This window comes from Enterobacter cloacae complex sp. SYL003, assembly GCF_049236925.1.
Taxonomy (GTDB): Bacteria; Pseudomonadota; Gammaproteobacteria; order Enterobacterales; family Enterobacteriaceae; genus Enterobacter; species Enterobacter intestinihominis.
The window spans coordinates 168220-188210 of record NZ_JBMKJK010000007.1; the positions used below are offsets into that span (position 1 = coordinate 168220).

Annotated in this window: 15 protein-coding genes; 11 read left to right on the forward strand and 4 right to left on the reverse strand. The window is 53.2% G+C overall.

Annotated elements, in window-relative coordinates:
* Positions 1–44: 44 nt before the first annotated feature.
* Positions 45–566, forward strand: coding sequence for an anti-virulence regulator CigR family protein (locus tag ACOT1A_RS11355; protein WP_022647623.1), 522 nt, complete (start codon positions 45–47; stop codon positions 564–566).
* A 36-nt stretch (positions 567–602) separates the two neighbouring features.
* On the opposite strand, the gene pflA is transcribed toward ACOT1A_RS11355, so the two are convergent.
* The 4 genes from pflA to ycaO form a co-directional block, all read right to left on the reverse strand.
* Positions 603–1343 carry a pyruvate formate lyase 1-activating protein gene (gene pflA, locus ACOT1A_RS11360; RefSeq protein ID WP_003858250.1) on the reverse strand — a complete coding sequence of 247 codons (741 nt, stop codon included), beginning with the start codon at positions 1341–1343 and terminating at the stop codon, positions 603–605.
* Positions 1344–1546: 203 nt separating this feature from the next.
* Positions 1547–3829, reverse strand: coding sequence for a formate C-acetyltransferase (pflB, locus tag ACOT1A_RS11365; RefSeq protein WP_022647624.1), 2283 nt, complete (start codon positions 3827–3829; stop codon positions 1547–1549).
* A gap of 51 nt (positions 3830–3880) precedes the next feature.
* Complete coding sequence (focA, locus tag ACOT1A_RS11370; protein WP_017384832.1) at positions 3881–4738, reverse strand: formate transporter FocA; 858 nt, start codon at positions 4736–4738, stop codon at positions 3881–3883.
* A 404-nt stretch (positions 4739–5142) separates the two neighbouring features.
* Positions 5143–6903 carry a 30S ribosomal protein S12 methylthiotransferase accessory factor YcaO gene (gene ycaO / locus ACOT1A_RS11375; protein WP_022647625.1) on the reverse strand — a complete coding sequence of 587 codons (1761 nt, stop codon included), beginning with the start codon at positions 6901–6903 and terminating at the stop codon, positions 5143–5145.
* A gap of 127 nt (positions 6904–7030) precedes the next feature.
* On the opposite strand from ycaO, the gene ACOT1A_RS11380 reads away from it, so the two are divergent.
* The 10 genes from ACOT1A_RS11380 to ACOT1A_RS11425 all read left to right on the forward strand — a co-directional run bounded on the left by ACOT1A_RS11380 (position 7031) and on the right by ACOT1A_RS11425 (position 19947).
* Positions 7031–7723 carry a DUF421 domain-containing protein gene (locus ACOT1A_RS11380; protein WP_023299721.1) on the forward strand — a complete coding sequence of 231 codons (693 nt, stop codon included), beginning with the start codon at positions 7031–7033 and terminating at the stop codon, positions 7721–7723.
* Between the two features lie 162 nt (positions 7724–7885).
* Positions 7886–8974, forward strand: a complete 1089-nt coding sequence (gene serC, locus ACOT1A_RS11385; RefSeq protein ID WP_022647627.1) for a 3-phosphoserine/phosphohydroxythreonine transaminase — start codon at positions 7886–7888, stop codon at positions 8972–8974.
* Between the two features lie 68 nt (positions 8975–9042).
* Entirely contained in the window at positions 9043–10326 is a 1284-nt protein-coding gene (gene aroA, locus ACOT1A_RS11390; RefSeq protein WP_105322604.1) for a 3-phosphoshikimate 1-carboxyvinyltransferase, read from the forward strand.
* Between the two features lie 185 nt (positions 10327–10511).
* The gene (gene cmk / locus ACOT1A_RS11395; RefSeq protein ID WP_015570968.1) at positions 10512–11195 is read left to right on the forward strand and encodes a (d)CMP kinase; all 684 of its coding nucleotides are present in this window, start codon (positions 10512–10514) and stop codon (positions 11193–11195) included.
* Positions 11196–11306: 111 nt separating this feature from the next.
* Positions 11307–12980 carry a 30S ribosomal protein S1 gene (rpsA, locus tag ACOT1A_RS11400; RefSeq protein WP_003858235.1) on the forward strand — a complete coding sequence of 558 codons (1674 nt, stop codon included), beginning with the start codon at positions 11307–11309 and terminating at the stop codon, positions 12978–12980.
* Between the two features lie 170 nt (positions 12981–13150).
* The gene (ihfB, locus tag ACOT1A_RS11405) at positions 13151–13438 is read left to right on the forward strand and encodes an integration host factor subunit beta (RefSeq protein ID WP_003858233.1); all 288 of its coding nucleotides are present in this window, start codon (positions 13151–13153) and stop codon (positions 13436–13438) included.
* A 212-nt stretch (positions 13439–13650) separates the two neighbouring features.
* Complete coding sequence (locus ACOT1A_RS11410; RefSeq protein ID WP_105322605.1) at positions 13651–15915, forward strand: ComEC family protein; 2265 nt, start codon at positions 13651–13653, stop codon at positions 15913–15915.
* Positions 15916–15951: 36 nt separating this feature from the next.
* Entirely contained in the window at positions 15952–17700 is a 1749-nt protein-coding gene (msbA, locus tag ACOT1A_RS11415) for a lipid A ABC transporter ATP-binding protein/permease MsbA (protein ID WP_023299725.1), read from the forward strand.
* Positions 17697–18674, forward strand: a complete 978-nt coding sequence (lpxK, locus tag ACOT1A_RS11420) for a tetraacyldisaccharide 4'-kinase (protein ID WP_105322606.1) — start codon at positions 17697–17699, stop codon at positions 18672–18674. Before msbA ends, lpxK begins: the two co-directional genes overlap by 4 nt.
* A 43-nt stretch (positions 18675–18717) precedes the next feature.
* On the forward strand, positions 18718–19947 hold the full coding sequence (locus ACOT1A_RS11425) for a winged helix-turn-helix domain-containing protein (protein WP_276170244.1): 1230 nt from the start codon (positions 18718–18720) through the stop codon (positions 19945–19947).
* Positions 19948–19991 lie beyond the last annotated feature (44 nt).

Genomic DNA, 19991 nt, shown 5'->3' on the forward strand with positions numbered 1-19991 from the left:
CTGGCGATAATTCAAATGAGTTCTACCACTAAAAGGCAGCAATCATGTCTACTCGTCGTTTTTCCACTACCGCACTTGCCGTAGTGTTGGCTTTAACGTTTGCAACGGCTCCGGCCATGGCTAATCCAGGAAACGGGAATGGCGGTGGTCACGGAAACGGTGGCGGACAAGGTAATAGCGGCAATCATGGTAACGGGAACGCTGGTAACCATGGTAATAAGCACAATACCGGCCAGGATAATCCAGGAAAATCGGATAAGAGCTTTAAAAACAGCAACGATGTTGGTCATGATGTTGACGTCCGCGTGAGCTTCGATCATGCCCGCCATCTGGCACTGAATTACGGCTTAACGGGCTACGACTCTCTGCCTCCGGGTATTGCGAAAAACCTGGCGCGCGGTAAGCCACTGCCTCCGGGCATTGCGAAGAAAACCGTGCCAGCCGATATGCTGGGTCAGCTTCCTTCTTATCCGGGCTATGAATGGCGCGTGGTGGGTGACGACCTGGTCTTAATTGCGCTGAGTACCGCGATTGTGACTTCGGTGATTAACGGCGTCTTTAAATAGAATATAAAAAGGCCCGGTTTTCACCGGGCCTTTTCGTTAATACATGACCTTGTGGCCATACTGCTCAAGAATACCTTTGACGCGCTCCATCGTCTCTTTTTTCGGCGGCTTCACGCCATCGAGCTTGTACTCTTCACCCATTGCCACCCATTTGTGTTTGCCCAGCTCGTGATAGGGCAGGAGTTCAATTTTCTCCACGTTACCCATATCCCTGGTAAATTCGCCCAGACGATGTGCAGAATCATCATCATCTGACCAGCCCGGTACCACCACGTAGCGGATCCAGGTCTTGACGCCTTTGTTGGCAATGTATTTGGCAAATTCCAGCGTACGGTGGTTTGAGACGCCAACCAGATTCTGGTGGATCTCATCGTTCATCTGCTTGAGATCGAGCATCACCAGATCGGTCACTTCAAGCAGTTCATCAATAACCGGATCGTAACGGCGCACAAAGCCGTTGGTGTCGAGGCAGGTATGAATACCTTCTTTATGGCAGGCGCGGAACCAGTCGCGCACAAATTCAGCCTGAAGAATAGCTTCACCGCCGGATGCCGTCACGCCACCACCGGACGCGTTCATGAAGTGGCGATAGGTCACCACCTCTTTCATCAGATCTTCAACGGTGACTTCTTTACCGCCATGGGTGTCCCAGGTGTCACGGTTATGGCAGTACAGGCAGCGCATCAGGCAGCCCTGGAAGAAAGTGATAAAGCGGATCCCCGGGCCATCGACGGTGCCACAGGATTCAAAGGAGTGAATGCGACCAATAATTGACATTGCGGTGATATCTCCGAATTTGGCCCATCCGGGGGCCTATGTAGATGCACAGCTCAAAGGCTATGTCGAGTCTGTTTTGGCTGTTATCCATTAAGTATAGATAGCGGACAAAAGAGACTGATGAAGCGAGGGTGTTAAAAAGGCCCCACTTGCGTGGAGCCTTTATTGTACGCTTTTTAACGCGTGATTTCAGTCAATTCCACTTACATGGACTGAGTGAAAGTACGGGTGATAACGTCCTGCTGCTGTTCTTTCGTCAGGGAGTTAAAACGTACTGCGTAGCCAGATACGCGGATGGTCAGCTGAGGATACTTCTCAGGATGTTCCATCGCGTCGAGCAGCATTTCACGGTTCATCACGTTCACGTTCAGGTGCTGACCACCTTCGATGGACGCTTCGTGGTGGAAGTAACCATCCATCAGACCCGCGAGGTTAGTTTTACGTACTTCGTCATCTTTACCCAGCGCGTTTGGCACGATAGAGAAGGTGTAAGAGATACCATCTTTCGCGTAAGCAAACGGCAGTTTAGCAACGGAGGTCAGAGAGGCAACCGCACCTTTCTGGTCACGACCGTGCATTGGGTTAGCACCTGGGCCGAATGGCGCGCCAGCACGACGACCGTCTGGGGTGTTACCGGTTTTCTTACCATACACAACGTTAGAGGTAATGGTCAGAACAGACTGAGTCGGGATAGCGTTACGATAGGTAGTGAGTTTCTGAATTTTCTTCATGAAACGTTCTACCAGGTCAACCGCCATGTCATCAACGCGAGCGTCGTTGTTACCAAACTGCGGATATTCGCCTTCGATTTCGAAGTCGATAGCCAGACCATCTTCGTCACGAATTGGTTTAACTTTCGCATATTTGATTGCAGACAGGGAGTCAGCCGCAACGGACAGACCTGCGATACCACACGCCATGGTGCGAACGACGTCACGGTCATGCAGCGCCATCAGAGAGGCTTCGTAGCTGTACTTGTCGTGCATGTAGTGGATGACGTTCAGCGCAGTGACATACTGCTTAGCCAGCCAGTCCATGAAGTGATCCATGCGCTCCATCACTTCGTCGAAGTTCAGAAGGTCGCCTTTGATCGGTTCAGACTTAGGACCAACCTGCATTTTCAGTTTTTCGTCAACGCCGCCGTTGATTGCGTACAGCATGGTTTTCGCCAGGTTTGCACGCGCACCGAAGAACTGCATTTGCTTACCAACAACCATTGGGCTTACGCAGCACGCGATAGCGTAGTCGTCGTTGTTGAAGTCCGGACGCATCAGGTCATCGTTCTCGTATTGCAGAGAAGAGGTGTCGATGGACACTTTAGCGGCGAATTTCTTGAAGTTCAGTGGCAGTTTTTCAGACCACAGAACGGTGATGTTCGGCTCCGGAGAAGGACCCATGGTGTACAGGGTGTTCAGGAAGCGGAAGCTGTTTTTGGTTACCAGAGTACGGCCATCTACGCCCATACCGCCGATAGATTCGGTTGCCCAGATTGGGTCACCAGAGAACAGCTCATCATATTCTGGAGTACGCAGGAAGCGAACCATACGCAGTTTCATGACCAGGTGGTCAATCATTTCCTGAGCGTCTTGTTCGGTGATTTTGCCTGCTTTGATATCGCGTTCGATATACGCATCCAGGAAGGTGGATACGCGGCCGAAGGACATTGCTGCACCGTTCTGAGACTTAACCGCGGCCAGGTAGCCGAAGTAGGTCCACTGGATAGCTTCCTGAGCGTTGGTTGCAGGACCAGAGATATCACAGCCGTATTTAGCCGCCATCTCTTTGATCTGACCCAGCGCACGGTGCTGTTCAGCAATCTCTTCACGCAGACGGATAGTCGCTTCCAGGTTTACGCCGTTTTCCAGGTCAGACTGGAGAGAGACGAACTGCGCGTATTTGTCTTTCATCAGGAAGTCGATACCGTACAGCGCAACGCGACGGTAGTCACCGATGATACGGCCACGGCCATAGGCATCTGGCAGACCGGTCAGAACGCCAGATTTACGGCAGTTCAGAATGTCTTTGGTGTAAACATCGAATACACCCTGGTTATGGGTTTTACGGTATTCGGTGAAGATTTTTTTCAGCATTGGGTCCAGCTCGCGGTTATACGCTTTGCAGGAACCTTCAACCATTTTAATGCCACCGAACGGGATGATTGCGCGTTTCAGTGGTGCTTCAGTCTGGAGACCAACGATTTTCTCAAGGGCTTTGTTGATGTAGCCAGCATCGTGAGAAGTGATGGTAGAAGCAACGGAGGTGTCAAAATCAACTGGCGCGTGAGTGCGGTTTTCCAGTTTAACGCCTTCCATTACGCTGTCCCACAGCTTGGTGGTTGCATCAGTCGCACCAGCCAGGAAGGATTCGTCACCTTCATACGGGGTATAGTTTTTCTGAATGAAGTCACGGACGTTGACTTCATTCTGCCAGTCACCTTTCGTAAAACCTTCCCAGGCTGTGGCTAACTTTTCATTAAGCTCGGACATGTAACACCTACCTTCTTAAGTGGATTTTTTATTTACTGCCTGAGACAACCATTAATGATGATCGCCGCCACGCAGGTAAATGACCCAGTATGTCAACCCAACTAACAGACCCCCACCGATAATGTTCCCGATAGTGACGGGGATCAGGTTATCAGTAATGAAATTCATAATAGTCAGGTGTGAAAAACTTTCCGGGGTTGAACCAACAGCAGTCCAGAACTCCGGGCTTGCAAAGTTGCGGATAACAATCCCCATCGGGATCATGAACATATTCGCAATACTGTGCTCAAAGCCGCTGGCAACAAACATCGCAACCGGCAGAACCATAATCATGGCTTTATCCATCAGGCTACGACCAGAGTAGCTCATCCAGACCGCCAGGCAGACCATCAGGTTTGCAAGGATGCCGAGAGCAACGGCTTCGATAAATGTATGGTGCATTTTGTGGTCGGCGGTTTGCAGGACGTTAAGCCCCCAGCCGCCGTTGGCGGTCATGTACTCGCCAGAAAGCCACATCAACAGAACAAAGAGCAGACAGCCAATCAGGTTGCCAACGTAGACGTTGAGCCAGTTGCGCCCCAGTTGACCCCAGGTAATTCTTCCGCTGGCTTTTGCCACAACAATCAGCACCGTTGAGGTGAAGAGGTCGGCGCCGCAGATGACGCAGAGGATCAGGCCCAGTGAGAAGCAAATACCACCAATCAGTTTCGCTATGCCGAAAGGCATCCCGGCAGTGCCGGTGGTGGCTGTGATATAGAAGACGAAAGCGATGGAGATGAACACCCCAGCCGTAATGGCCAGAAAGAACGTCGTCATCGGATGTTTCGTTGCTTTGTAGACACCCGCTTCTTCGGCAACTTTCGCCATCGCAGCGGGGAGTAATAGATCAAAAGGGTTGTCAGCTTTCACACTAACTCTCTCTTTATTAAGTCGGCGACGAGATACTAACAAAGCATTATAGAAGAGAAATTGATATAGATCATATCTCGCCTGGCTTATAGGCCCGCAGTGTGTATGGTTTTACAGCAAAAGCGGAGTAAGTATTTGATTATCCGTATAAAAATAAATTTTAAAAGTTATGAAAAGAGTTGAATTTTTTCCTTCAGCCTCCCGTGGAACAGTTAATTAAAATGGAGTATTTATTAGAATTAGTAACAGTAAAGCCCAGGTAAGCGTTTTTATATTTACCCGTGGTTAACTTAATTATTACAATTAAACGTCATTGCGGAAAAATAAAAAAAGGGGCAATGAAATTGCCCCGTAATATAGCTCAGGCGATTGAATACGCCTACAGCCATTAATGTTATATGCGCTTATTTTGACCAGTAAGCGGCTTTAGCCTTCTGCAATTTTTCATACGCATTCAGCAGCGACTGATGCGCCGGGAAGGCTTTCAGATCGCTGTCAACCGCTTGTAGGCCATAGAACGGTTCTTCACCGCTCAGCGCAGCGCTGGCAGCTTCAACGGCATCTGCACCGTACATGCGGACGAAGGCGTTCAGATACTGCAATGGCTCGCGGTCGTCTTCCTGAGAAAGCAGGAGCAGCGTTTGCAGGCAACGGTAATAGTTAGTGCGCTCGGCGGAGAAGACGGACTGGTTAAACTCCATCGTCCACTCGGTCCAGGCCAAAGCCTGATCCAGATCGCCGCCCGCCAGCGCCAGCATCGCTTTTAGCTCGCCGATGCGCAGCGTGTACCAGCCGTTATCTTTTCCGGTTGCCAGACCCAGCAGTTCGCGTACGCGGGTGAAATCATCGTGTCCTTCTTCGTCCAGTTGGGCGATCAGGTTCAGATAATCTTCTTTATCCCACTCGCTGCCCGGCAGGGCCAGCAGGGTTTCACGCAGATGCGCGCCCATGCTGTTGTTCGCCAGCCACAGATCTTCTGCCGGATAGATGTCCGACATACCCGGCACAATAATACGGCACGCATAAACGCCGAGGTGTTCATAGTCGGCAATATAGACTTCCTGATCTTCCGCGTTGAAGATCGCCATCAGGGTGGCGAACTCTTCTTCCGTCGTACCGGCAAAGCTCCAGTCCACGAACGGATAGTCTGCGTCCTGTTTGAACATATCCCAGGAGATCAAACCGCTGGAGTCGATGAAGTGCGTTTCGAGGTTGGTGTGCTCGGCGACTTCTTCGTCATCAAAGGTTGGCGGGGTGAATACGTCGAGATCTTTCAGGCTACGACCTTGCAGCAGTTCGGTCACGGTACGCTCCAGCGCCACGCCGAAGTCCGGGTGCGCGCCGAAAGAGGCGAAGCAGGTGCCATTTGCCGGGTTAAACAGTACCACGCAGATAACCGGATATTTGCCGCCCAGAGAGCCGTCATAAGCAAAGATTGGGAAACCTTCTGCTTCCAGTTTGGCGATGGATTCCACCACGCCCGGGTAGCGCGCCAGCACGTCAGCCGGGATCTCCGGCAGGCTGATGGATTCAGCAATAATACGGTTTTTGATGTGACGCTCGAAAACTTCAGACAACCCCTGTACACGCGCTTCGTTACGGGTGTTACCGGCAGACATACCGTTAGACACATACAGATTGCCAACGATGTTCATTGGAATGTAAACGGTCTGCTCGTCAGACTGACGGGTGAACGGCAGGGCGCAGATACCACGATCCTCATTGCCGGATTGCAGGTCGATCAGCATGCTGGCGGTCAGTTCGTTTTCCGGATCGTAGAACGCGCGCAGGCGGGCATCAAGAATGCCTTCCGGCAGTTCGTCGTCTTCGGGTAGCGGGAACCATTTTTCGTTCGGGTAGTGAACGAACGGGCCGTTGGCAATCGTTTCACCCAGCCAGAAGTCGGCGAAGAAATAGTTGGTGGACAGACGCTCAAAATACTCACCCAGCGCAGAGGCCAGTGCCGCTTTTTTGGTCGCGCCTTTGCCGTTGGTAAAGCACAGCGCACAGTCTTTGTCGCGAATATGCACGGACCAGACGTGAGGCACCGGATTCAGCCAGGAGGCTTCTTCGATATTAAAGCCCAGGTCGGTCAGTTTCTGCTGGAAGCGAGCGATGGAATCTTCCAGAGCGGCGTCTTTGCCGGGGATAAACGTTTGAGTCATGGCGTTCACTTTTATCGTACGTAAAGCGCGCAATGATACGGGTTTTGCGTGACGGGTGCTATCTCCGGCGAAAATAAATGGCTGGGCTATGCTTATAAGCAGTAACCTACTGTTAAGGCATAAAAAAATGAAAGCATTTGATCTCCAGCGGATGGCGTTTGATAAAGTCCCACCTGAGTTTTTAGGCGAAGTGGCGTTGCGTAGCCTGTACACCTTTGTACTCGTCTTCCTGTTTCTGAAAATCACCGGACGTCGCGGCGTGCGGCAGATGTCACTGTTTGAAGTGCTTATTATCCTGACGCTGGGTTCGGCGGCAGGGGACGTTGCCTTTTATGACGATGTGCCGATGGTGCCGGTTTTTATCGTCTTCGTGACGCTTGCGCTGCTGTACCGGCTGGTCATGTGGCTGATGTCGAAAAGTGAAAAACTGGAAGATCTGTTCGAAGGAAAACCGGTGGTGATTGTCGAAGATGGTCAACTTGCCTGGGAGAATGTGCAAAGCGCCAATATGACGGAGTTTGAGTTCTTTATGGAGCTACGTATAAGCAGCGTTGAACAGCTGGGGCAGGTGCGTCTGGCGATTATGGAAACGAACGGTCAAATCAGCGTTTATTACTATCCTGACGATGAGGTCAAGCCCGGCCTGTGCATACTGCCGGATATGCTTATCGAGCGATACAAAACCGTCCCTGATGCGGGCCAGTATGCCTGCATAAAATGCAGCCATGTGGTGGTCATGCAGGCGGGCGATCATCAATTATGCCCTCGCTGTACAAATCCAGAATGGACGAAGGTTAGCCGGGCTAAACGCATTACCTGACAGCGATTTTGTCGGTTTTGCGACAACGGTACGGCAGATTGTTTTGTGTGACGAGGGGCACATTTCTTCGGGCATAAGTTTTAGACATTGCGGCGCGTGTCACTGAATGATAAAACCGATATCCACAGTTATAACTTATGGCTTTTAGCGTGGTGAGGGGAAATGGCTCAAGTCTTTAATTTCAGTTCAGGTCCGGCAATGTTACCGGCAGACGTGCTCAAACAGGCTCAACAGGAGCTGTGTGACTGGAACGGTCTGGGTACGTCGGTGATGGAAGTTAGCCACCGGGGTAAAGCGTTTATTCAGGTGGCGGAAGAGGCAGAAAAGGATTTTCGCGATCTGCTGAACATTCCCTCGAACTACAAAGTATTGTTCTGTCACGGCGGTGGACGCGGTCAGTTTGCGGGTATTCCGCTCAATCTGCTGGGCGACAAATCCACCGCTGATTACGTTGATGCCGGCTACTGGGCGGCCAGTGCGGTAAAAGAAGCGCACAAATATTGCACGCCGAACGTTATCGATGCCAAAGTGACCGTTGACGGTATGCGCGCCGTGAAGCCGATGAGTGAGTGGCAGCTTTCTGACAACGCCGCGTATCTTCATTACTGCCCGAACGAAACCATCGACGGTATCGCTATTCACGAAGAGCCAGACTTTGGCGAAAATGTCATTGTGACGGCGGACTTCTCCTCCACCATTCTGTCCACGCCGCTGGACGTCAGCCGCTACGGCGTCATCTACGCGGGTGCCCAGAAAAACATCGGTCCTGCGGGTCTGACTATCGTTATCGTGCGTGAAGACCTGCTGGGGAAAGCCCATAAGTCTTGCCCGTCAATTCTGGATTACACCGTCCTGAACGACAACGATTCCATGTTCAACACTCCACCAACGTTCGCCTGGTATCTCTCCGGCCTGGTCTTCAAATGGCTGAAGCAAAAAGGCGGCGTGGCGCAGATGGACAAGATCAATCAGCAAAAAGCTGAACTGCTGTACGGCGTGATCGACAAGAGCGATTTCTACCGTAACGATGTCGCCAAAACTAACCGTTCGCGCATGAACGTGCCGTTCCAGCTGGCGGACAACAACCTGGATAACGTGTTCCTGGAAGAGTCCTTCGCGGCGGGTCTGCATGCGCTGAAAGGTCACCGTGTGGTAGGCGGTATGCGTGCCTCTATCTATAACGCGATGCCGCTGGAAGGCGTTAAAGCCCTGACTGATTTCATGATCGACTTCGAACGTCGTCACGGTTAATTGGCTGTTTTTCACCCCCGCAGCGTTCCTGCGGGGTTTTTATTATGTTGAGTTGAGAGTTAAGTTTCATGGAATCCCTGACGTTACAACCTATCGCGCGGGTAGATGGCACCATTAATCTGCCTGGTTCAAAAAGTGTCTCGAACCGCGCTCTGCTGCTGGCAGCTCTGGCAAACGGCACCACCGTCCTTTCCAACCTGCTGGACAGCGATGACGTGCGCCATATGCTCAATGCACTGAAAGCGTTGGGCGTTCAGTACGCGCTGTCAGACGATCGTACCCGTTGTGAAGTCACCGGTAACGGCGGCGCATTACATTCCGCTGAAGCGCTGGAGCTTTTCCTGGGTAACGCCGGTACGGCGATGCGTCCTCTGGCCGCTGCGCTGTGTCTTGGGAGCAACGATATTGTGCTGACCGGCGAGCCGCGCATGAAAGAGCGTCCGATCGGCCACCTGGTCGATGCCCTGCGTCAGGGCGGCGCGCAGATTGATTATCTTGAGCAAGAAAATTACCCGCCACTGCGTCTGCGCGGTGGTTTCACTGGCGGTAACGTTGAGGTTGACGGTAGCGTCTCCAGCCAGTTCCTGACGGCACTGCTGATGACCGCACCGCTGGCACCGCAGGATACGGTGATCGCGATTAAAGGCGATCTGGTTTCTAAACCGTACATTGATATCACGCTGCACCTGATGAAAACCTTTGGTGTTGAGGTGGAAAACCAGTCATACCAACGCTTCGTGGTTCGCGGAGGCCAACAGTATCAGTCTCCGGGTCACTACCTGGTTGAAGGCGATGCTTCATCCGCGTCCTACTTCCTGGCCGCGGGTGCGATTAAAGGCGGTACGGTAAAAGTGACGGGTATTGGTCGCAACAGCGTGCAGGGCGACATTCGTTTTGCCGACGTGCTGGAAAAAATGGGCGCGGTTGTGACCTGGGGCGATGACTTCATCTCCTGTACGCACGGTGAGCTGAACGCCATCGACATGGACATGAACCATATTCCTGACGCGGCAATGACCATCGCCACCGCTGCGCTGTTTGCGAAAGGCACCACCACGCTGCGTAACATCTATAACTGGCGCGTAAAAGAGACTGACCGCCTGTTCGCAATGGCAACCGAGCTGCGTAAAGTGGGGGCGGTGGTAGAAGAGGGCGAAGACTACATTCGCGTCACGCCGCCGGCAAAACTGCAATTTGCAGAAATTGGCACCTACAACGATCACCGCATGGCGATGTGTTTCTCGCTGGTGGCGCTGTCAGATACGCCAGTCACCATCCTTGACCCGAAGTGCACGGCGAAAACCTTCCCGGACTACTTCGAACAGCTGGCGCGCATTAGCACCCTGGCCTGACGATCGTATGCCGCATCTCCTGATGCGGCATTTCCTTACGCTTTCTGACAGTCATCCTCTTTCATTTCTTCTACACTCTGCTTCAATCATTCCGTAATTTGCACGCAAAGGTAACAGTTGCGCACGTTGGCGCGTATAATGCGCGGCGTTCATGTAAACGGTATGCCTTAATTAAGGAGAAAAAGATGACGGCAATTGCCCCGGTAATCACCATTGATGGGCCAAGTGGCGCAGGGAAAGGTACTCTGTGCAAAGCGATGGCGGAAGCATTGCAATGGCATCTTTTAGATTCGGGAGCAATCTATCGCGTGCTGGCGCTGGCTGCGCTGCATCATCATGTAGATGTTGCGTCTGAAGAAGCGCTGGTACCGCTGGCTGCACATCTGGATGTGCGCTTTGTCTCTACTGATGGCAACCTTGAAGTGATCCTGGAAGGGGAAGATGTCAGCGGTGAAATCCGTACGCAGGAAGTGGCCAATGCGGCCTCTCAGGTGGCGGCTTTCCCACGCGTTCGTGAAGCGCTGTTACGTCGCCAGCGCGGTTTCCGCGAAGCGCCGGGGCTGATCGCCGACGGCCGCGACATGGGAACCGTGGTATTCCCTGATGCGCCAGTGAAAATTTTCCTTGACGCCTCTTCGGAAGAACGTGCTCAACGCCGCATGCTTCAGTTGCAGGAAAAGGGGTTTAGTGTTAACTTTGATCGCCTTTTATCCGAGATAAAAGAGCGCGATGACCGCGATCGTAACCGCGCCGTCGCACCACTTGTTCCCGCGCAAGACGCATTAGTGCTGGATTCAACCAGTTTAACTATTGAGCAAGTGATTGAAAAAGCGCTACAATATGCGCGCCAAAAACTGGCACTCGCGTAATCGCGACCGATTTAGCAGTACCCCCGCTGCAATGGATTGACGGCGGGTATGTGAAACAACCCCATCCGGCACGGAGCCAGGTGGACGTTAATATTAACCTGAAGATTAAACATGACTGAATCTTTTGCTCAACTGTTTGAAGAATCCTTAAAAGAAATCGAAACCCGTCCGGGTTCCATCGTTCGCGGTGTTGTTGTTGCTATCGACAAAGACGTAGTACTGGTTGACGCCGGTCTGAAATCTGAGTCCGCCATCCCGGCTGAGCAGTTCAAAAACGCCCAGGGCGAGCTGGAAATCCAGGTAGGTGACGAAGTTGACGTTGCTCTGGACGCAGTAGAAGACGGCTTCGGCGAAACCCTGCTGTCTCGTGAGAAAGCTAAACGTCACGAAGCATGGATCACGCTGGAAAAAGCTTACGAAGAAGCTGAAACTGTGGTCGGTGTTATCAACGGCAAAGTTAAAGGTGGCTTCACTGTTGAGCTGAATGGTATTCGTGCGTTCCTGCCAGGTTCTCTGGTAGACGTTCGTCCAGTCCGTGACACCCTGCACCTCGAAGGCAAAGAGCTTGAGTTCAAAGTAATCAAGCTGGACCAGAAGCGTAACAACGTTGTTGTTTCCCGTCGTGCCGTTATCGAATCCGAAAACAGCGCAGAACGCGATCAGCTCCTGGAAAACCTGCAGGAAGGCATGGAAGTCAAAGGTATCGTTAAGAACCTCACTGACTACGGCGCATTCGTTGACCTGGGCGGCGTTGATGGCCTGCTGCACATCACCGACATGGCGTGGAAACGCGTTAAGCACCCAAGCGAAATCGTGAACGTGGGCGACGAAATCACTGTTAAAGTGCTGAAGTTCGACCGCGAGCGTACTCGTGTATCCCTCGGCCTGAAACAGCTGGGCGAAGATCCATGGGTAGCTATCGCTAAGCGTTACCCAGAAGGTACTAAACTGACTGGTCGCGTTACCAACCTGACCGACTACGGCTGCTTCGTTGAAATCGAAGAAGGCGTTGAAGGCCTGGTGCACGTTTCCGAAATGGACTGGACCAACAAAAACATCCACCCATCCAAAGTTGTTAACGTTGGTGATGTAGTGGAAGTGATGGTTCTGGATATCGACGAAGAACGTCGTCGTATCTCCCTGGGCCTGAAGCAGTGCAAAAACAACCCATGGCAGCAGTTCGCGGAAACCCACAACAAGGGCGACCGTGTTGAAGGTAAAATCAAGTCTATCACTGACTTCGGTATCTTCATCGGCCTGGACGGCGGCATCGATGGCCTGGTTCACCTGTCTGACATCTCCTGGAACGTTGCAGGCGAAGAAGCAGTTCGTGAATACAAAAAAGGCGACGAAATCGCAGCAGTTGTTCTGCAGGTTGACGCAGAGCGTGAACGTATCTCCCTGGGCGTTAAACAGCTCGCAGAAGATCCGTTCAACAACTGGGTTGCACTGAACAAGAAAGGCGCAATCGTAAACGGTAAAGTGACTGCTGTTGACGCTAAAGGCGCAACCGTAGAACTGGCTGACGGCGTTGAAGGTTACCTGCGCGCTTCCGAAGCTTCACGTGACCGCGTTGAAGATGCAACTCTGGTTCTGAGCGTTGGTGACGACGTTGAAGCTAAGTTCACCGGTGTTGACCGTAAGAACCGTGCAATCAGCCTGTCTGTTCGTGCTAAAGACGAAGCTGATGAGAAAGATGCAATCGCAACTGTGAACAAACAGGAAGATGCAAACTTCTCTAACAACGCAATGGCTGAAGCTTTCAAAGCAGCTAAAGGCGAGTAAGTTCAGGTTCGCACCATCATTTGAGCTGTAACGCATTTACAGCGCGAAGGATGGAGAGCAGACTTGACAGATTGCAGGATTCGTCCTGTAATCAATAACAAAGGGCGGCTACGGCCGCCCTTGTTTAATAAGCTGTTCAGCTAATGGGTTTGAAAGGAACCGGAGGAATCATGACCAAGTCAGAATTGATTGAAAGACTTGCCAGTCAGCAACCGCATATCCCTGCCAAGGCTGTGGAAGATGCCGTTAAAGAGATGCTGGAGCATATGGCTACCACTCTTGCCCAGGGCGAGCGCATTGAAATCCGCGGTTTCGGTAGTTTTTCCCTGCACTATCGTGCACCACGTACCGGGCGTAACCCGAAGACTGGCGATAAAGTGGAGCTGGAAGGAAAGTATGTTCCGCACTTTAAGCCGGGTAAAGAACTGCGCGATCGCGCCAATATTTACGGTAACTGAGTTTAATCATCAGGGTTAAACTGAGTTTAAAGAAAGCACCTTAGGGTGCTTTTTTTGTATCCCGCCCCTGCATTTCTGAATACGCGCCGCATTCTCATTTTCTCCTTGCTGTAAACGCTTAAAAACGTTGCAGCGCCCGCTGTAAATCACGCCTTTTCTGTCTGACGACGCATCACTCCCGCCGCATAATCGCCTGAAATATGGAGGTGAAGATGGGGATCCACGTTATCAGTATGTGCGCCATTCTGGCCATAATCCCGCTCTATTGGTTACCCGTTTTGCCAGATTTGCATATTGTCTGGTTGCTGATTGCCGCAGGAATTGCGTTATCCGTACAGCAGAGAAAATGGCTCAGGTTTTCAGGCCTCGCATTGCTTTTTATGTGCTGGGGGATCCTGGCCGCTCAGGAAAGCGTGTGGCCGATGAACCATTTAACGAAAGCACCGCAGCAGGCCGAGGTGGTCATTACCGCAACGGACGGCGCAACGATGCATCAGGGAAGGATTATCAGCCTCAATGGAGAACGTGTATGGGCTGCCATGGGCGTGTCACTCTACGGCAACTACCTGCCTCAAAATGTCTGCGTGGGTCAACGCTGGGCGATGACCCTGCGGCTCAGGGCGGTACACGGAGAACTCAACGATGGCGGCTATGATTCGCAGAAAAACGCCTTTGCCCGACACCAGACGCTGAGCGGACGGTTTACCCATGCGGAGATTGTCGACGCACGCTGTAGCCTGCGTTCGCAATACCTGACATCACTACAGAATACGCTTTCAGCATATCAGTGGGGGCCCGTGATCCTGGGGCTGGGGATGGGGGAGCGGTTGTCGGTCTCGCGGGAGATAAAAAACCTGATGCGTGAGACCGGAACGATGCATCTGATGGCAATCTCGGGATTGCATATTGCGCTGGCCGCTTCTGCTGTCTGGCTACTGGCTCGGGGCATCCAGTTTTTCCTGCCGGGCCGCTGGATTATCTGGCAAGTGCCCTTACTGGCAGGTCTGCTTTTTGCCGCGTTTTACGCATGGCTAACGGGATTGCAGCCGCCCGCGCTGCGTACGGTTATGGCGCTTGTGGTACTGGCTGCATTAAAAATGAGTGGTCGCCAGTGGTCGCCCTGGCAGGTATGGCTTACCTGCGTGGCGGCGATCCTGTTTTTCGATCCGCTGGCGGTACTGTCACAAAGCCTGGCGTTATCCGCGTTTGCGGTCGCCGCGCTTATTTTTTGGTATCAGTGGTTGCCTCTCCCGCACTGGCAACGTGGCCGGTGCCTGCGGCCGCTGGTTACGCTGTTGTATTTGCAGGTTGGAATGCTGCTGCTTCTGTTGCCGCTTCAGGTACTGATTTTCCATGGTTTCAGTCTCTCCTCGCTGGTGGCGAATCTGTTTGCTGTTCCTCTGGTAACGTTTATCTCAGTTCCACTGATCCTGCTCGGCATGTTTCTGCATCTGTTTCCGGTGGCGACGCTGGAAAGTATCGTCTGGCTGGCTGCCGATAAGTCTCTGGCAGGACTTTTCTGGCTATTGATGCGTTTACCGAATGGCTGGCAGGACGTGGATGAACGCTGGCAATACCTGACGTTACTGCCATGGCTGCTGATCATTGGCTGGCGATTCAGGGCCTTCAGCGCAGTACCCGCAGTCTGTCTGGCAGGCAGCGTGGTGATGGCATTTCCCCTCTGGCACAGGATTAAAACTGACAGCTGGTCCCTGCATATGCTGGATGTAGGGCAAGGGCTGGCGATGGTCATTGAGCGTCACGGGAAGGCCATTCTGTATGACACCGGGCTGGCATGGCCCGGTGGGGACAGCGCGCAGCAGCTGATTATCCCCTGGCTACGCTGGCATCATCTGAGGCCGGAAGGGGTGATCCTGAGCCATGAACATCTCGACCACGCGGGGGGACTGGCATCGCTAAAAGCTGCCTGGCCTGCAATGTGGATCAGAAGCCCCTTAGCCTGGGCCGGACATCTTCCATGCTTTCGTGGACAGCGATGGCAGTGGCATGGGTTAACGTTCTCCGTGCATTGGCCACCCGAAAACACCCCGGCGAAAGGTAACAACCGCTCCTGCGTGGTAAAAATCGATGACGGCGAACAGAGCGTTTTACTGACCGGAGATATTGAAGCGCAGGCAGAACTGGCAATGTTGAGCCACCGCTGGCGTCAACTTGCGGCTACACTGATTCAGGTGCCGCATCATGGGAGTAACACGTCATCTTCAACACCGCTGCTACAGCGCGTGGAGGGGCAGGTTTCGCTGGCCTCGATGGCCCGCTATAACGCGTGGCGTTTCCCTTCCATCAAAGTAGTCAGGCGCTATCGAACTGAGGGATATCTCTGGCTTGATACCCCGCAGTCCGGACAGATAACTGTGACGTTTTCGCACCAAAGTCGGCAAATTCGCCGCTTACGTGAACACTATTTACCGCGTTGGTATCATCAGTGGTTTGGCGCGCCCGTAGATAACGGGTAGAATATGCGGCTATTTCAACAAATGCTGGTTTTTTGAATGCATAACGACAAAGATCTCTCCACGTGGCAAACGTTCCGCCGGCTCTGGCCGATGATTGCACCTTTCAAAGCAGGCTTGATCGTGGCGGGCGTAGCGTTAATCCTCAACGCAGCCAGCGATACGTTTATGTTATCGCTTCTCAAACCGTTACTGGATGACGGTTTTGGTAAAACGGATCGTTCAGTGCTGCTATGGATGCCGCTGGTGGTTATTGGGCTGATGATCTTACGCGGAATCTCCAGCTATGTATCCAGCTACTGCATCTCCTGGGTATCCGGTAAAGTGGTGATGACCATGCGCCGTCGGTTATTCAGCCATATGATGGGGATGCCAGTCTCATTCTTTGACAAACAGTCAACCGGTACCCTGCTGTCGCGTATTACCTACGATTCAGAGCAGGTGGCGTCGTCCTCTTCCAGCGCACTGATTACCGTTGTGCGTGAAGGCGCATCCATCATCGGTCTTTTTGCGATGATGTTCTATTACAGCTGGCAACTGTCGCTGATCCTTATTGTGCTGGCGCCGATTGTCTCCATCGCGATCCGCGTGGTATCAAAGCGTTTTCGCAACATCAGTAAAAATATGCAGAATACGATGGGGCAGGTGACTACCAGCGCCGAGCAGATGCTGAAAGGCCATAAGGAAGTGTTGATCTTCGGCGGTCAGGAAGTCGAAACCAAACGCTTTGACAAGGTCAGCAACAAAATGCGCCTGCAAGGGATGAAAATGGTATCGGCCTCGTCGATTTCCGATCCGATCATTCAGCTGATTGCCTCTTTGGCCCTGGCCTTCGTCCTGTATGCAGCAAGCTTCCCGAGCGTCATGGAAACCCTGACTGCGGGTACCATTACCGTGGTGTTCTCATCCATGATTGCGCTGATGCGTCCGCTGAAATCGCTGACTAACGTCAACGCCCAGTTCCAGCGCGGGATGGCAGCCTGTCAGACGCTGTTCAGCATCCTCGATTCCGAACAAGAAAAAGATGAAGGTACACGCGTGATAGAGCGCGCTAAAGGTGACCTGGAATTCCGCAACGTGACCTTTACCTATCCAGGCCGTGAAGTGCCGGCGCTGCGTGATATCAGCCTGTCCATCCCGGCGGGTAAGACCGTTGCACTGGTCGGTCGTTCCGGTTCGGGCAAGTCGACTATTGCCAGCCTGATTACCCGTTTCTACGATATCGACCAGGGCGAAATCCTGCTTGATGGTCACGACCTGCGGGAATATACCCTACAGTCGTTGCGTAACCAGGTCGCTCTGGTTTCGCAGAACGTGCATCTGTTCAACGATACGGTGGCGAACAACATTGCGTATGCCCGTACCGAAGAGTACAGCCGTGAAGAGATCGAGAATGCGGCGCGTATGGCCTATGCGATGGACTTCATTAACAAAATGGATAACGGTCTGGATACGATCATTGGCGAAAACGGGGTGCTGCTCTCCGGTGGTCAGCGTCAACGTATCGCGATTGCCCGAGCGCTGCTGCGCAACAGCCCGATTCTGATCCTCGATGAAGCAACGTCCGCACTGGATACGGAATCTGAACGCGCTATCCAGTCGGCTCTGGATGAATTACAGAAAAACCGTACCTCGCTGGTTATCGCGCACCGTCTGTCGACCATCGAACAGGCTGACGAAATCGTGGTGGTGGAAGACGGCGTTATCGTTGAACGCGGCAGCCATGCGGACCTGCTGGAACAACGTGGTGTATACGCGCAGCTTCATAAAATGCAGTTCGGTCAATGATTGCACGCATCTGGTCGGGTGAATCCCCTCTGTGGGTGCTGCTTCTCCCGCTCTCCTGGCTGTATGGCCTGGTGAGCGGTGCTATTCGTCTGCTTTATCGCCTCGGGATCAAGCGCGCCTGGCGCGCACCGGTACCGGTCGTGGTGGTCGGCAACCTGACGGCGGGTGGAAACGGCAAAACGCCGGTGGTGATCTGGCTGGTAGAACAGCTTCAGAAGCGCGGTATCCGCCCGGGAGTTGTCTCACGCGGTTACGGTGGTAAAGCGGCGCAGTATCCACTGGTGCTGAGCCCAGCTACGACAACCGCTGAAGCCGGTGATGAGCCGGTACTGATTTACCAACGTACTGGCGCGCCGGTTGCGGTATCGCCGGTGCGCAGTGATGCCGTAAAGGCACTGCTTGCAGAGCATGACGTACAAATCATAATTACCGATGATGGTTTGCAGCATTACGCGCTGGCGCGTGACAAAGAGATCGTGGTTATTGACGGCGTGCGGCGTTTTGGCAACGGCTGGTGGCTGCCAGCCGGTCCAATGCGTGAGCGTGCGTCGCGCCTGAAGAGCGTCGATGCCGTGATTGTAAACGGTGGTGAAGCCAGAGCGGGTGAGATCCCGATGCATCTTCGTCCCGGAAAGGCAGTGAATATGCTGACCGGCGAGCGTAAAGACGTCGCGTTACTGGATCATCTGATTGCGATGGCCGGGATTGGTCATCCGCCGCGTTTCTTCGCGACGCTGGAGCAGTGCGGCGCGCGGCTGGAGAAACGGGTACCGCTGGCCGATCACCAGGCGCTGGTTGCCGAAGAGATTGAGAGGCTGGCCGCAACGGGCCAGACGCTGATCATGACGGAAAAAGACGCGGTAAAATGCCGGGCCTTTGCGAAAGAAAACTGGTGGTATCTGCCGGTTGATGCTGAACTCAGCGGCGAACAGCCGGAACATTTGCTCAAGGAACTGCTCGCGTTAGTGCAGTAACTTCTACGCGGTTCCGGTGGCGCTTTGACTGACAGGAAAACGCATGTCTCTACCGCAACTCTCACTTGCAGCCGCACGCAACCTGCATCTTGCCGCCCAGGGGCTTCTGAAAAAGCCCCGCCGCCGCGCGCAGCCAGCGGATATCCTCTCTACCGTGCAACGCATGTCGTTGCTGCAAATCGACACCATTAACATCGTGGCGCGTAGCCCGTATCTGGTCCTGTTTAGCCGCCTGGGAAACTATCCTCCGCAGTGGCTGGATAATGCGCTAAGTCAGGGCGAACTGATGGAATACTGGGCGCATGAAGCCTGTTTTCTCCCGCGCAGCGATTTTGCACTGGTGCGTCACCGAATGCTCGCCCCGGACAAAATGGGCTGGAAATACCGCAAGGAGTGGATGGCGGAACACGCGGATGAAATAGAACAACTGATTGCCCATATTCAGGAAAACGGTCCGGTACGCTCTGCGGATTTTGAACACCCGCGAAAAGGCGCAAGCGGATGGTGGGAGTGGAAACCGCACAAACGCCATCTTGAAGGGCTGTTTACGTCGGGCAAAGTGATGGTGGTCGAGCGCCGCAACTTTCAGCGCGTCTATGACCTCACGCACCGCGTTATGCCTCACTGGGACGATACGCGTGACCTGCTGTCTCAGGACGCAGCCGAAGCCATCATGCTCGGGAACAGCGCCCGCAGCCTGGGCATATTCCGCCCACAGTGGCTGGCGGATTATTATCGCCTGCGTCAGCCGCAGCTAAAACCGCTGCTGGAAACGTGGCAGCGTGAACAGCGCGTGATGCCGGTCTCGGTTGAGTCGTTAGGTGAAATGTGGCTGCATGCGGATTTGTTCCCTCTGCTGGCGCAGGCGCAAGAGGGCAAACTCCAGGCGACCCACAGTGCCGTACTCTCGCCGTTCGACCCCGTTGTCTGGGATAGAAAGCGGGCCGAACAGCTGTTTGATTTCAGCTACCGTCTGGAATGCTACACCCCGGCGCAAAAACGTCAGTACGGTTATTTTGTTTTGCCGTTGCTTCATAAAGGGCAGCTTGTCGGGCGCATGGACGCTAAAATGCACCGTAAAACCGGCACGCTTGAAATTATCGCGCTCTGGCTGGAAGAGGGCATAAAAGTCACGGCTGGCCTGGAAAAAGGGCTAACGTCTGCGCTCAGTGAATTTGCGCGCTGGCAGGGGGCGTATGAAATTGTACTCGGTCGCGTGCCTGCGGGGCTGTTTACGACCTGTCGAGGTGGCTGGGAAACAGGCACTCCCTGAAAAAAGAATGTGGTAAGCTTTAGCAATTACCCATACGGAGGAAC

Excerpts from the sequence above, each read along its gene's own strand:
- ACOT1A_RS11355 (WP_022647623.1), top strand. The coding sequence starts at position 45 with ATGTCTACTCGTCGTTTTTCCACTACCGCACTTGCCGTAGTGTTGGCT.
- pflA (WP_003858250.1), bottom strand. The coding sequence starts at position 1,343 with ATGTCAATTATTGGTCGCATTCACTCCTTTGAATCCTGTGGCACCGTC.
- pflB (WP_022647624.1), bottom strand. The coding sequence starts at position 3,829 with ATGTCCGAGCTTAATGAAAAGTTAGCCACAGCCTGGGAAGGTTTTACG.
- ycaO (WP_022647625.1), bottom strand. The coding sequence starts at position 6,903 with ATGACTCAAACGTTTATCCCCGGCAAAGACGCCGCTCTGGAAGATTCC.
- ACOT1A_RS11380 (WP_023299721.1), top strand. The coding sequence starts at position 7,031 with ATGAAAGCATTTGATCTCCAGCGGATGGCGTTTGATAAAGTCCCACCT.
- serC (WP_022647627.1), top strand. The coding sequence starts at position 7,886 with ATGGCTCAAGTCTTTAATTTCAGTTCAGGTCCGGCAATGTTACCGGCA.
- aroA (WP_105322604.1), top strand. The coding sequence starts at position 9,043 with ATGGAATCCCTGACGTTACAACCTATCGCGCGGGTAGATGGCACCATT.
- cmk (WP_015570968.1), top strand. The coding sequence starts at position 10,512 with ATGACGGCAATTGCCCCGGTAATCACCATTGATGGGCCAAGTGGCGCA.
- rpsA (WP_003858235.1), top strand. The coding sequence starts at position 11,307 with ATGACTGAATCTTTTGCTCAACTGTTTGAAGAATCCTTAAAAGAAATC.
- ihfB (WP_003858233.1), top strand. The coding sequence starts at position 13,151 with ATGACCAAGTCAGAATTGATTGAAAGACTTGCCAGTCAGCAACCGCAT.
- ACOT1A_RS11410 (WP_105322605.1), top strand. The coding sequence starts at position 13,651 with ATGGGGATCCACGTTATCAGTATGTGCGCCATTCTGGCCATAATCCCG.
- msbA (WP_023299725.1), top strand. The coding sequence starts at position 15,952 with ATGCATAACGACAAAGATCTCTCCACGTGGCAAACGTTCCGCCGGCTC.
- lpxK (WP_105322606.1), top strand. The coding sequence starts at position 17,697 with ATGATTGCACGCATCTGGTCGGGTGAATCCCCTCTGTGGGTGCTGCTT.
- ACOT1A_RS11425 (WP_276170244.1), top strand. The coding sequence starts at position 18,718 with ATGTCTCTACCGCAACTCTCACTTGCAGCCGCACGCAACCTGCATCTT.